Raw genomic sequence first — 12,529 nt, 5'->3', positions numbered from 1 at the left:
GTATAAAATTTCGGAACTATCTTGTTTTCCTGTCCCCTAAGTTAGCAGTTGTTTGTATAAATAATGTTCAGGGATTGGATACCGTTATGCTCGCTTTAATGAAAAATCAATCAGTTAGCCGGTTATTGTCAACACTGGTGCTGAGTGTTTGTACTTTTTTTACACCAGTAGGCTGGGCTTTATCCGTTGATGATGCCAAGCACCTAGCTCTACGCACCAGCTTTGCTGCCTCCCCCGATTTAATGAATGCGCTACTGCCGCTATCGCGAGAAGAAGCCGTCGATTACGTGATGACGCGGGTTGAGCCAAACCCCGTCGAGCCACCAGAGTTTGTTGTTAATCCTGAGCAGGTGCCACAATATACAGAGCTATCGCAAGAAGAAAAAAGGGATTTGAACAAACATAAAGCCCAGCAGCGCCAAAGGTTAAAACAATGGTGGATGGAGCGTATGATCACCACGCAAGCCCCGCTGCAAGAGCAAATGCTCTTGTTTTGGCATAACCATTTTACTACATCAGGTCAAAAGGTAGGTGATCCGATATTGCTGTTTCAGCAACATGAGTTGCTGCGTAATCAATCGTTAGGTCGCTTTGATTTGATGTTACGGTTGGTGATGCAAGATCCAGCTATGCTGAATTACTTGGATAACAGCCAAAATAAAAAAGGCAAACCTAACGAGAATTTGGCAAGGGAGTTGTTAGAGCTATATACCTTAGGGGAAGGGAATTATACCGAAAAAGACATTAAAGAAACGGCGCGTGCGTTAACTGGTTGGAGCACTGACAATCTAAGTCGATCTTTTCGTCTCAAGGCAAAACAGCATGATAATGGTCGTAAAACTATTTTAGGGGAGAGTGGCGGTTTTACTATGCCGCAAGTACTCGATTTGCTATTGCAGCGCCCAGAAACGGCTCAGCTCATCACCACTAAGCTGTGGCAGCAGTTTATCTCGCCAACGCCAAATCAAGAGCGCGTAGCCGAGCTGGCAACAGCGTTTAAAAACCACCAGTACGATATTCGCAGGCTCCTGAAGCAGCTACTAATGGACGATGCGTTTTGGGCTAAAGAAAACCGAGCTGTGCTAGTTAAATCCCCCGTTGAGATGGTGGTGGGCTTGTATCGCCAGGTGGGTACTGACACTGCCCCGTACAAGATTATGGTGAATCAAGCTAGGCAGTTAGGTCAAGATTTGTTGACACCGCCTAACGTTAAAGGCTGGCCAATAGCCTCTACCGAATGGATTGACACCGCCAGTTTACTAAAGCGACAAAACGCAATTAACCGGTTTATGCGCGCAAAAGAAATGAACAGCAAGCAACAAGACGAGGGAATGTTATACGAGGCGGCTAACACGTGGGCGCAAAGTGAGCAGTTTAACTATCAAAAAGACTGGCTACTCGCTATGGAACCCGTCACCGATGTTGAGGGAAACCGGCCGATACGTACGTTACGCAACTTACTAAACGACCCCGTTTATCAACTTAAATAATGCAGGGAGCACCTCATGATTACACGCCGACAAATGCTAAAACTATCAGCGGGTTTATCGGTGGCTGGCTTGTCGATGCCATTGGCTATGCCCGCATGGGCAACTAATTCGGATAAACCGCGGTATCTTATTTTAATCGAGTTGCACGGCGGTAATGATAGCCTCAACATGTGTATTCCGCATAATCAAGAGGGCTATTATGCAGCCAGGCCAAGCTTAGCGATACCAAAAGATCAGCATATCATTTTATCACCAGAACTCGCGTTAAATGGGGTAATGTCCCCGCTCGAAAACTTATGGGCAGCTGGCGAGCTGGCGATTATTCCGGGGGTTGGCTACCCAGAGCCTAACCGTTCGCACTTTCGTTCTATCGAGATATGGGATACGGCCTCTAACAGTGATGAATACCTGAGTGATGGCTGGCTGTCAGAATCACTTAAACAAGTAATGCTAGACGAGCACCTAGCCGCTCATGGGATTGTGATTGGTCGTAACCCTGCACCGCTGATGGGGGAAGGGCTTAAAACCTTGGTCATGCGTAACCAAGCCAGTTTTATACGTGAGTCTAAACAGTTAGATAAAATACTAGCCAGTACCGCAAACCCTACTTTGCGGCATTTACTGAATGTACATAAAGATGCCCGCCGGGGTGGCGAAGTGTTACGTATGGGGTTTGAAAGCGCGAAAAAAGAAGCCAGCAAAGACAAAGGTAAAAAGTCCAATGCCGATCGCTTTTTGGTAGACGTGCAAGAGGCCGCCGCGATTATACAAGCCGGTTATGGTGCGCCTGTTATTAAATTAGCCTTAAGCGGCTTTGATACGCATTTGAACCAAAAAACGCAGCACCAAAAGTTACTAAAATCACTGGCTCAAGGTATAGCGCAATTGCGTGACTCGTTAACGGAGTCTGGCCATTGGGAGCAAACGCTTGTGATGACCTATTCAGAATTTGGCCGCCGTGTGGGCGAAAATGGAAGCCAGGGTACTGATCACGGCACGGCCGCCACGCATTTTATGGTAGGTGGTAAAGTCGCCGGTGGCATTAAATCGGTAGTGCCTTCGGTGACAGATTTGGTGGATAAAGACTTACAATACCACCAAGATTTTCGTGCCTTGTATGCTTCTGTTACCGAGCAGTGGTTAGGCTTACCCCTAAGTTCACATTATCAACGCTATAAGCAAATACCACTATTAAGTTAAAAAAATACCGTTATTTCGCTAAATATCAGTCAACAAACGAAATAAAAAAACGCTTTACGCTCGAAACTGTCATCAGAAAGCGATATATTCAAGGTGTTTGCCTCAGCGTATCAGATGGAGCAGTAGGTACGAGTTTTGGCAAACTACACTGACTACATGGAGGTTCTATATGAATCGCACAGCAACGCGCGCATTGCTATCAACCATGTTGGTAGGTCTGGCAAGCACTGCCTCGGCAGACATTATCAACGTGACACAAAACCCCGCGGTAACCGCGCCAGTTGTTAGTTATATTGGTGACGCTGACGGGTGGCCAACTCCGTTCCAAGCTGGTTCGACTGTTTCAGCTCAAACACTATTCAACAGCACAGATGCTATCCGTGTTGCCGAAATGTTTGATCTAACAGCGATCGATTCGGTAGCGGACGAAGCTTACGGTTCTGCAGATACCTTCTCATGGCATGCCGTTTGGTATGACCCACTAGGAACGATTGTTGACAACAACCTCATCGAGATTGCGTGGACAGACATTCTTAGTTGGCAAGCAAGTGGCCAAGAAGCGTTTACCGTTTGGACAGATACCTATGTAACTGATACTTACGGCCCGCTCGAAAGTGGTATGTGGACGGTAGCAACTTACACAGAAGGTAACTTATCAAATGTAGCTGCATTTGATGTACCAGAGCCTTCTTCTTTGTTGTTAATGTCTTTGGGTTTGTTAGCCGTGGGTGGCTATCGGGTTAAGCAGCGTAAAGCGTAAGTTTTAGACTGCCCCAAATAAAGTGCCATTTTTGGCACTTTTTTTTGCTCTTTTTAACCGGATTTTGCTATTTGTCGCTATGTGTCGCCTTTCTCTTTTTTATGAAACAGCGAGATCCACCCCAGCGCCAGTACCAGCATAAAAGTGGCTGCATTAGCTGGAATCTGGAGGTTGAAATCAACCGTGGCATGTAAGGCCATAGCTGTCATTGACATAATGCAACCAAACGATAACCCCCGCATTAATGGGTTGCGCCGTTTCCATTGCGCCCAAAAAGCCGCGATATAAGTCGCTAATATCACCAGCAAGAGTGGGATCATCCCTATGACACCGCGCTCGGATAAAAACTCTATGTAATCGTTGTGTGCGTGGTCGTAAAAAATGCGGATATCATGTCCGCGGTATTCAGGGAAGCTGGTATAAAATGTACCAGCGCCGGAGCCATCCAGTAGGTGATTATTCAATAAGCTAATACTGTATTGGTCCACTTCATCACGAGTTTCACGGTGGGAGGAGGTGTTTTCTAATCGGTCTACAACTTTTTCGACGCCAAAAAAAGTGCCCACAATAAAAATATCAATGACTAATAAGCTAGCCAATAAAATGATAGTGGAACGGCTCGCTTTGCGGCCTAAAATGAGTGCTACCACACCGGTGAACATCATAGCGATAAAAAACGAGGAGTTACCCATGCGGGAATGGGTAAGTACTAAACCGATCACCATAATAACTAAGGCAATCCTCAAGCGTGCTTTAGCACCCAATAACGCAGTCATCCAACGGCGTAAGCGGTTGCGCCAGGTGCCAGAAGGCGTGCTTTTTAAAGAAGCGATCATCATGCCTATCCCCAAAGATAAGCAAATCACCAAGTACCCTGCTAAATGGTTACGGTTAATAAAGGTGCCGGTGGCTACGCCCTTGTAAGCATCTTTGGGGATTAGAAAGGTGAACTCTGTGCCGCTTAACGTCATTAAACTGCCATAAATGGCTTGGAAAACACCGCTAGCAACCACCACATAGATAGTCCAACGTATTCGCTGCTGGCTAGATAAGAGCACCAAAGCTAGTACAAACAGAGCAATAAGCCCCCAGCCTTGTAAAAACTCTTGTGCGGTATCGGCAGCCGATAAGGTAAAGCCTATCGGGCTTAACTGCACACCCAGCCAACCATTAGCGGTTACTAATAAAGCAATAATAGGCCAAGCGCGTTTGCTTGTTGGGGTAAGTTGCACTCGGTTACGGGTATACAGCCAAAGCCAGCCTAATAACAATGCTAAGGCACTGGCTGTGAGTATCGAAATAGACCATACGCGGTTGCTACCAAGTGGCATTGGAGCCCACACTAATAATGCTAAAAAGCCCCAAAAAAGCGGCTGGTCGGCAGATGCAGGTGCAGAAGTTTTAAAGTACGGAGAACTTTCCATGTAATTCATCTTTTAGCAGCCATAAAAAAGGCACCCCAAGGATGCCTTTAGAATATACATGAATACGATTAGCTTGCGCTAGCAGAACCGCCACCGCCACCGCCACTGCTTGAACCAAAAGCAGGCAGGGAAGAAGGGATGCCCGTAGAACCAGGTGCAGATGATGATGCCGGGCCTTGCGGGTTACCCGCTGCGGTAGCTTCGGTGACCGCTGTTGGGTCAACGTTTGGGTTGGCAAGGGCAACAGCTGTCATGGCATCCGGGTTTGCACCTTTAGCAACGGCCGCTGAAATAATAGCACCGGCTTGTTCAGGCGCGGCTTGCATAGCGGCATCAACAATGCTTTCTGCTGCATCGGGGTTAGCATCCATAGCAGCGCTTACAATATCAGCAGCGGCGCTAGGGTTGGCAGCAACAGCGGCGGCAACAGCGCTGGCAACCAGTGATGGGTCGGCTGCAGACACCTGAGCTAACACATCAGACATAGACGCATTAGTTGCTAGTGCATTAGCAACAACTTGATCCATTGGCATACCCGCGGAAATATCATCCGAAACGGCAGCCTGTGCAGAATAAATCGGTAAGGCTAAACCTACCAGTACACCTAACATCACGTGGCGCATAGAGTGCTCCTTGCAAGCAATATAATAATGTGTCTAAGTTTAGCAACAGTGTATTTATTAGGCAACAGTCTAAAAAGTAAACACTTGTATGAAGTGTGTATGTTTTAATGCCCGATGCAACCCTATCTTACTGTAATTAATAAAGTTAATACGTAAAAAGTAGGGGTTAAGTGCGTGCTAAAAAAATAGTAAACAACACACGTACACAGATCTGTAGCTAATCAGTAACTCTGGAGTGTGTTTTTGGGCAAAATAATACACCAATTGGTGAAGTAATGTATAATTAATGGGCTAATTTGGTGCGTTATGGCTGGTGGTGCGTTTATATAGCGCGCTGCGTTGCACAATAACATAAGGTTTGCGGTGCAGGTTTATTTCGTATGTTCAGTTAAATAATAGTTTTGATGCGTAAAAGGAATAGCGTCTTTTTTAGGAGACATGTCGTTATCTGGCGCCTAAAAAAGGCACCGTTAACGTGCCTTTGTTTAGGTCACAATACAGGCTGTAACTTAGCTAGGGCTAGCACTTCCGCCGCCACCGCCACCACTACTGCTACCAAGTGGAGGGAGTTTAAACGAAAGGGAAAGCGTAGGGCTAAATTGTAAGCTACCTGTAAAGCTATTAGCGATACCCTGATTACGGATGTAAGAAGGTAGTATCGTTGTTGTGCTTACGGCACTGGCAGGAAACGCTATAGTCGTCAATGACTTGCCCGACATTAAGGTATCTACAAAGCCAGCGTGTGCAGAGACTGCGGGTAAGGCTACCCCCAGAACTACACCTGCAATGTATTTTTGCATAAGGCATGCTCCTTGCTTAGCTTGATTATTCAAGCACTAACCATGCTATCAACCCATTGTTTAAACTTAAAGAAAAAATTAGATGTTGCGCATAAACGACAGCGCCTCTAGTATTAGCGATGCAGTGCAGCAATTGTAACAATTGGATGGAATACTGCTGCAGATAATGGACACTGCTTCAAGGATAGGCCACTAAAGATGGACTTACACGTGAATATAAAGACCTCACCGCGACTGCCTGTCTCCTCTTCAATGGCACGTAATAAACGTTTACTTAAAAACCACGAAACCTTCGCTTTTTGGGTGCAGCTGGGTGCTGATATCGGCGTGGTTTTTTTCTCTCTATACCTTCTGACACTCTTCAAGACCGGAGAGTTCAATCCGCATTACCGTTTTTTAATGGTAATTACGGGGCTGTCTATGTGCGGCATATACGTAAGCCGCGGTATTTACCGCCAAGCCTCTACCCATGCTAAAAATGTAATGCGTATAACGGTGGCCTGGTTTGTGTGTTTATGCGCCGTTATGTTGGTGGGCTTTGTGACCAAAACCACCGAGCTATTCTCCCGCCAAATTATTTTGCTATGGGCGCCGTTAGCGCTGTTTTTACAAATAGCCAACCATGTGGCCATTGGTATGGGCATAAAACGCTATAAAGAAACCTACGGCAAACACCTTAAAGCCTTGGTGATAGGTGATGGCGCAACTGCCGTGCACCTTATCCAAAGTTTGAATGGCAACCGCTGGTTACCAGACAAGGTGGTTGGGGTTGTACGCGGTGATGGCGGCTTGCCAGATTTATCCGTGGCGGCAAATCTATCAGTGCCATTGCTCGGCCACATTGCTGGGATACGCCCGTTAATACGCGAACACAAAATTAAGCGCATTTACATCGCACTACCTATGGAAGAGAGCGAGCAAATACAAGGCCTGCATATCGATTTGCTAGACATGAACGTAGATGTGATCTGGGCGCCGGATATATCCGCCATGCGTTTGCTAAACCACTCTGTAAGGGAGGTGGCCGGCACGCCTATTATCTCGTTAAACGAAAGCCCGTTAACCTCATCGCGCGTGTCCATGGCCTTAAAAGCCATCATGGATCGCAGCATAGCGGCTATCGCTTTGCTCTGTTTGTCCCCATTGTTTATTGCAATAGCAGTGGCTGTAAAGCGATCCTCCCCTGGGCCAGTTTTCTTTAAACAAGACCGTACAGGCTTTGATGGCACGGTATTTAAAGTCTGGAAGTTCCGCAGCATGAAGCTGCATCAAGATGCAGAAGTGGTGCAGCAGGCCGGCAAAGAAGACCCGCGCATTACCAAAGTGGGTAAGTTTATACGCCGTACATCCATCGATGAGTTACCGCAGTTGTTCAACGTACTGGATGGAAGCATGTCTCTAGTAGGGCCAAGGCCGCATGCCGTATCTCATAATAATTATTACAGCGATAAGATCAACGCGTACTTAGCGCGCCACCGTATTAAGCCGGGCATTACTGGATTGGCGCAAATTAGTGGCTATCGGGGGGAGACTGAAACGTTAGATAAGATGGAAAAACGAGTAGAGTTTGATTTGGCGTATATCAATAACTGGTCGTTAATGCTGGATGTGAAAATTTTATTTAAGACGCCATCTTCTCTTTTTTCTAAAGATATATATTAATGAAAATCCTATCGTCTAAATTTAATCTTGCTAAATTACTCGACGCAGATCAGCAAGTAGTTATGTCATTTGTCAATCTGTATTCTGTTGGGCAAGTTCTTAAGATGCAGGCTCTAAATAAGGTTGTGATATATTCAGGTGACGGTTTTTTGCTGAATGTACTTTTAGGAATGATTTATTTTAAGAAAGTTGAACGAATAAGTTTTGACTTTACATCAATTGCAGATTGCGTAATCTCAAAAGCACTTAAAGAAAAAAGAGAAATAATTTTTGTAGGTGGAAAAGCTAACGAGTCTGAAGATTTTAAAAGAAAAATAAAAGGTAAATATTCGAGTCTGAAAATTAAGTGTATGCACGGTTATGTTTTTGATGAACAGTATGATGATGTTATTAAACGTCTCTCTTGTTCTGACGCTGGGTATATAGTGGCTGGTATGGGTGGTGGTCTTCAAGAGAAGTTTATTAGTGATTTATATCATCAAGGTTTTAAAGGACATTTGTTTACTTGCGGTGGGTTTATTAGTCAAACTGCGATGTCTGAATCTGAAGTGTATTATCCTAAGATGATTGATAAATTTAATCTTCGTGCGTTTTATAGAATGTACCGAGAACCACATACAATAAAAAGATATTGTATTGATTATCCTCGAAACGCTTTGTTAGTAATTAAGACAGCGATAGTTGAAAAGGAAAAGATTGTAATTGTATGAAGATTAATAAAGTTATTCTTCCGGTTGTTTTGTTGGTTTTGCCGAGGATGTCAGTAAGCTATATTTTTTATTTTTTATCGGCTCTTCTGTCAGTAAGAATATTTGATATTCAGCCTATTTTTAGATACGTTTCTTTTTTGTTTGTTGTAATCTGTTTTTATATTTTTAAGGCAATGGGTGGATATGTTTCTATAACTGCGTTTGTTTTGGAGTTGGTTTTGATTACACCTATAATGTTATATGTTTTTGATTTTAAGGTTAGGTTTTCGAAAGCCTCATGTATTTATGCACTCAGAAATATAAATATTATTGTGATGTTTTTAAGCTTTGCGAATATGATAATTAATTATGGTTTCCCGGCTAAATTACCTTATGTTCACTTTCTTCCTGATGCGTATGGCGGTTTTTATGGACTTGGTGGTGCTAAAATAGTAACTGTTATTGGTTTTTATGGTTTGGCTGTAGAGTTGATGTGGGCAGAAAATAAAAGCAAAATATTTCTTTTTTCAAGCTTGATGAACTTTATATTTCCTAGCTATCTTTTAGGTGTGCTTATGGGCACATTAGCAATAAGTATATATTATTTTAAAAATGTTAAAACACTTCTATATGCCGCTTTGTTATTACTTTTTTTAGTTCCCATTGTAGGGCCATACGCAATTGATAGATCAGATAACATTAATAATGAATTTTCCGAAACTACTGGGTATCATCCGAAGGTTTTTGCATATTTAAATGTTTTAAGTGTTTTGGAAAACAATCCATCAACACTCTTAACTGGAGTTGGGCTAGGGCAGTTTTCGAGCACGAGTGCATTATGGGCTAGTGAATACATGGCCGAACTGAGCTCACATGAAAAAATAAGACTGCCCGGTTTTCATATGAGTGATGTTCATGAGAAGTATATGGGAAATGCGCTCTTGTTCTCGAATATTTGGGCTATAAGCTCATCCGCTAATAAACCTTATACTTCTTTGTCATCGCTGTTGGCTGAAATAGGGCTCCCGCTAACTCTATTCCTTATATATATGTTTATAAAAAGAAGCTTTAAGTTCGGATTCAAGGACAGGAAAGCTTGGGTTATAGTGGTATTTTTTGCGTTGATGTGTATCGTAGATCAATGGCATGACTCTATATGGATAGGTTGGCTAATGTTGATGATTTCAGGGATAAAAGAAAATGAAACACCTTCAAGATAAAAAAGCTTTATTTATTCCTGGTTTGCCTCGATGCGCAACCACTTCGCTCGTGAATGTTATCGGTCAGAGAAATGAAATTGGTGTTGGAATTCAAAAAGAGCCACATTATTTTATACCAGCCAAGGATAAAGAGAAAATTTATTCATTTGATGGAAGAAAGAAAACCCCTTTTCAAAAGTTAGGTTTTTGTGAAACTGAATCATCGTATATTGCTAACTATAAGATGCTAGTAAATGAGGAATACTTTGTTGATGCTAGTACACTATACTCGGCTTATCCAGAATCAATAAAAGAGATTGCAAAGTATTTTAATGCTCCTAAATTTGTTATCTTATATCGTTCAGCTTTGTCTAGAGCATATTCTCATTATTTATTCTCCAAAAGTAGAGGTGAAGAGTATCGTGACTTTCAAAGTGCTTTAAATGAAGAGGTTGAAGGTGTTACTTCTGAGTGGCTGCTAAAAGGGTACTTTGCTGGCTCACGATTAACCCCGTTGGTTAATGAAATTAATGAAATTTTTGGTAAGGAAAGTTTTCTAATAATTGATATTGAAAAATCTGATTTATATTCGAAAGAAGTGTTAAGCGCAATAGAGAGTTTTTTAGACTTAGACAGCATAGATTATGATTTTGCTATATATGAAAATGGAAGTACATCTTTATCGAATCCTTTGCTTAGGTGGATTAGAAAAGTGTTGAAAAAAATTAGGCAACTAAACCCAGAACTAATAGACAATAAAGTCACTAGGAAATTATTCAACTTTTTTATGTCTATATCACCTAAAGCTAAGAAGAATAATTCTGAATTGTCTAGTGTTTCTTATGAAACAAAAAAACTATTTAAAGACCTCGATGATGAAAATAGAGAGTTATTACAAAAATATGCGAGCCGTGTTGTATGTTAACATTAATATTGCCAGGGAAAACAAATAATAATAGTTATATTGAAAATCTGATTAATGATTTGAACGGCGACGGACATGAATGCATTCCTTTTAGTTTTTTTGTCTTTATGAGATCTGCTTTTCGTGCTGATAAAGCTATTCTGCTGAACTGGATAGAGAATCAGACAAGGCAGCGTGGTTTTCTCGGTTATCTGATGGTAAGGATCTTTGTGAATTTAAGTAAACATTTTGGGTTTAAAGTTTTTTGGGTACGTCACAATTTTAAAAGCCATGATTTGAAACCTAGCCAAGTGGCGTTAAATGTAAAGATGATTGAGTACTTGGAAGAAAATACTGATAAGGTTTTTTGTCATGGTTACTCCACAGCTAAAGAGTTGGGTTATATATACTTGCCCCATCCTATATATAGGAATAATAATTTTGTAGATTTTGACGAAGACCTGAGAGATTATATATTGATATTTGGAAGAATTAAGCCTTATAAAAAAGTAATTGAGGCTTTGATTGATTTGAAAGGCGAAAAAGTTTTAATAGCAGGATCTTTTGATTCCAAGTACAAACTAGAAATTCAAGATTGCATTGAGGAATTGGGTCTTGATGTGTTAATTGAAGATAAGTTTTTGGATGAAAGCTATTTGAATAGCTTAATTCTTAACTGTAAATTGAATTATGTTTCGAATGATGGCGCAACGTCAATCATTTCAGGCGCCGTTTATCATGTTTTGTCACTAGGTGGTTCGGTTTTAATTTCAGGAGATAAGTTAGCCTCTGAGTACGATCCTGAATTGATAGGCATTACCCAAGATTCTGATCATGCTGGCTATGAGTCATCAGATGTTTTAAACGCTTTGTGTAAGTTGTCTGGGCGTAAAGCTATAAGAGGCGTTTATTATGGATGAGTTAGTTTCTATTGTTATACCGGCATTTAATTGTGAGGATAGGATTGAGGAGACAATAAAGTCTGCATTAGATCAAAGTTACTCTAATGTTGAAGTAATAGTTGTTGATGATTGCTCTAGTGATAATACTATTAATGTATGCAAAAAATTTGGTGACCGTGTAAATCTAGTTTGTTTTGATAGTAATAAAGGCGGAAGTGCAGCAAGGAATGCTGGGGTTTTAGCATCGAAAGGAAAGTTTATTTCATTTTTAGATTCAGATGATTTGTTTTACAGAGACAAAGTTGAAAAGCAACTTAATAAAATGTTAGTTTCTGGAAAGGATTTGTCATTTTGTTGTGCTCATGATGAATTAGGGAATAAGCTTGGCTTTTTGAATGAAAGTGATTTTCCTTTCGGTTTGCTGTCAGGAAAGAATGACATTGTTAGTTCGTCTGCGATTATGATCAGTAGAGAGTTATTTGATGTTATTAAAGGGTTTGATGAGAGCTTTCCTCGAAAACAAGATGTAGAGTTTTTCACAAGAGCATCTCTGAGTGAGTCCCCTATATTCGTTAAACATCCACTTTTTAAGAAGATTAATTCTGGATCTCCAAGTTACGCTAATGTTAAATCTGGCATAAATCTATTGGATGATAAATTTATTTTTTTAAAAAAAGAGTTTTCGCTTGGAAAACGACTAAGAGTAAAGTCTTTCAACTATATACGTTTGTTTGAATTGTCTTTAAGAGAACGTAATTTGAAATTTATATACTATTTCTTAATGTCTTTTTTGACGTGTCCTCTTATGTCTTTCTATAGGTTGAGACGATATATTAATAAACTAGTACTCTTTTTTCGCCCAGATCAAGGTTGATT

12 protein-coding genes are annotated in these 12,529 nt (G+C 41.5%); 9 read left to right on the top strand and 3 right to left on the bottom strand.

The window, feature by feature from the left end; all coding sequences use genetic code 11:
* Positions 1–98: 98 nt before the first annotated feature.
* The 3 genes from OW491_RS14815 (at position 99) to OW491_RS14805 (ending at position 3,450) form a co-directional block, all read left to right on the top strand.
* On the top strand, positions 99–1,490 hold the full coding sequence (locus OW491_RS14815) for a DUF1800 domain-containing protein (protein ID WP_290036695.1): 1,392 nt from the start codon (positions 99–101) through the stop codon (positions 1,488–1,490).
* 15 nt (positions 1,491–1,505) lie between these two features.
* Complete coding sequence (locus tag OW491_RS14810) at positions 1,506–2,690, top strand: DUF1501 domain-containing protein (protein ID WP_290036694.1); 1,185 nt, start codon at positions 1,506–1,508, stop codon at positions 2,688–2,690.
* A 169-nt stretch (positions 2,691–2,859) separates the two neighbouring features.
* Positions 2,860–3,450, top strand: coding sequence for a PEP-CTERM sorting domain-containing protein (locus OW491_RS14805; RefSeq protein WP_290036692.1), 591 nt, complete (start codon positions 2,860–2,862; stop codon positions 3,448–3,450).
* 77 nt (positions 3,451–3,527) lie between these two features.
* Here OW491_RS14805 and OW491_RS14800 read toward each other — a convergent pair whose 3' ends face one another.
* From OW491_RS14800 to OW491_RS14790, 3 genes are all read right to left on the bottom strand, one after another.
* Positions 3,528–4,874, bottom strand: a complete 1,347-nt coding sequence (locus OW491_RS14800; protein WP_290036691.1) for an O-antigen ligase family protein — start codon at positions 4,872–4,874, stop codon at positions 3,528–3,530.
* A gap of 68 nt (positions 4,875–4,942) precedes the next feature.
* Entirely contained in the window at positions 4,943–5,497 is a 555-nt protein-coding gene (locus tag OW491_RS14795; RefSeq protein WP_290036690.1) for a hypothetical protein, read from the bottom strand.
* A 509-nt stretch (positions 5,498–6,006) separates the two neighbouring features.
* The gene (locus tag OW491_RS14790; protein ID WP_075171472.1) at positions 6,007–6,297 is read right to left on the bottom strand and encodes a hypothetical protein; all 291 of its coding nucleotides are present in this window, start codon (positions 6,295–6,297) and stop codon (positions 6,007–6,009) included.
* Positions 6,298–6,507: 210 nt separating this feature from the next.
* On the opposite strand from OW491_RS14790, the gene OW491_RS14785 reads away from it, so the two are divergent.
* Genes OW491_RS14785 through OW491_RS14760 form a run of 6 tightly spaced genes read left to right on the top strand, consistent with a single transcriptional unit; the run spans position 6,508 to position 12,527 of the window.
* Entirely contained in the window at positions 6,508–7,959 is a 1,452-nt protein-coding gene (locus OW491_RS14785) for an undecaprenyl-phosphate glucose phosphotransferase (RefSeq protein ID WP_290036689.1), read from the top strand.
* Positions 7,959–8,669, top strand: coding sequence for a WecB/TagA/CpsF family glycosyltransferase (locus OW491_RS14780; protein ID WP_290036687.1), 711 nt, complete (start codon positions 7,959–7,961; stop codon positions 8,667–8,669). Before OW491_RS14785 ends, OW491_RS14780 begins: the two co-directional genes overlap by 1 nt.
* A complete protein-coding gene (locus OW491_RS14775; RefSeq protein WP_290036685.1) occupies positions 8,666–9,868 on the top strand; it encodes a hypothetical protein in 1,203 nt (400 codons plus the stop codon). Before OW491_RS14780 ends, OW491_RS14775 begins: the two co-directional genes overlap by 4 nt.
* Positions 9,849–10,772, top strand: coding sequence for a hypothetical protein (locus OW491_RS14770; protein ID WP_290036684.1), 924 nt, complete (start codon positions 9,849–9,851; stop codon positions 10,770–10,772). The genes OW491_RS14775 and OW491_RS14770 overlap by 20 nt, the downstream gene beginning before the upstream one ends.
* The gene (locus tag OW491_RS14765; RefSeq protein ID WP_290036683.1) at positions 10,766–11,671 is read left to right on the top strand and encodes a hypothetical protein; all 906 of its coding nucleotides are present in this window, start codon (positions 10,766–10,768) and stop codon (positions 11,669–11,671) included. The genes OW491_RS14770 and OW491_RS14765 overlap by 7 nt, the downstream gene beginning before the upstream one ends.
* Positions 11,664–12,527, top strand: a complete 864-nt coding sequence (locus tag OW491_RS14760) for a glycosyltransferase family A protein (protein WP_290036682.1) — start codon at positions 11,664–11,666, stop codon at positions 12,525–12,527. The genes OW491_RS14765 and OW491_RS14760 overlap by 8 nt, the downstream gene beginning before the upstream one ends.
* Positions 12,528–12,529 lie beyond the last annotated feature (2 nt).

This window comes from Neptunomonas sp. CHC150 (genome assembly GCF_030397555.1).
Taxonomy (GTDB): Bacteria; Pseudomonadota; Gammaproteobacteria; order Pseudomonadales; family Balneatricaceae; genus Neptunomonas; species Neptunomonas phycophila.
This window is presented reverse-complemented; position numbering and strand designations above follow the sequence as displayed.

Bases quoted from the DNA above. Each gene is read 5' to 3' on its own strand.
- OW491_RS14815 (WP_290036695.1), top strand. From the start codon at position 99: ATGAAAAATCAATCAGTTAGCCGGTTATTGTCAACACTGGTGCTGAGT.
- OW491_RS14810 (WP_290036694.1), top strand. From the start codon at position 1,506: ATGATTACACGCCGACAAATGCTAAAACTATCAGCGGGTTTATCGGTG.
- OW491_RS14805 (WP_290036692.1), top strand. From the start codon at position 2,860: ATGAATCGCACAGCAACGCGCGCATTGCTATCAACCATGTTGGTAGGT.
- OW491_RS14800 (WP_290036691.1), bottom strand. From the start codon at position 4,874: ATGGAAAGTTCTCCGTACTTTAAAACTTCTGCACCTGCATCTGCCGAC.
- OW491_RS14795 (WP_290036690.1), bottom strand. From the start codon at position 5,497: ATGCGCCACGTGATGTTAGGTGTACTGGTAGGTTTAGCCTTACCGATT.
- OW491_RS14790 (WP_075171472.1), bottom strand. From the start codon at position 6,297: ATGCAAAAATACATTGCAGGTGTAGTTCTGGGGGTAGCCTTACCCGCA.
- OW491_RS14780 (WP_290036687.1), top strand. From the start codon at position 7,959: ATGAAAATCCTATCGTCTAAATTTAATCTTGCTAAATTACTCGACGCA.
- OW491_RS14775 (WP_290036685.1), top strand. From the start codon at position 8,666: ATGAAGATTAATAAAGTTATTCTTCCGGTTGTTTTGTTGGTTTTGCCG.
- OW491_RS14770 (WP_290036684.1), top strand. From the start codon at position 9,849: ATGAAACACCTTCAAGATAAAAAAGCTTTATTTATTCCTGGTTTGCCT.
- OW491_RS14765 (WP_290036683.1), top strand. From the start codon at position 10,766: ATGTTAACATTAATATTGCCAGGGAAAACAAATAATAATAGTTATATT.
- OW491_RS14760 (WP_290036682.1), top strand. From the start codon at position 11,664: ATGGATGAGTTAGTTTCTATTGTTATACCGGCATTTAATTGTGAGGAT.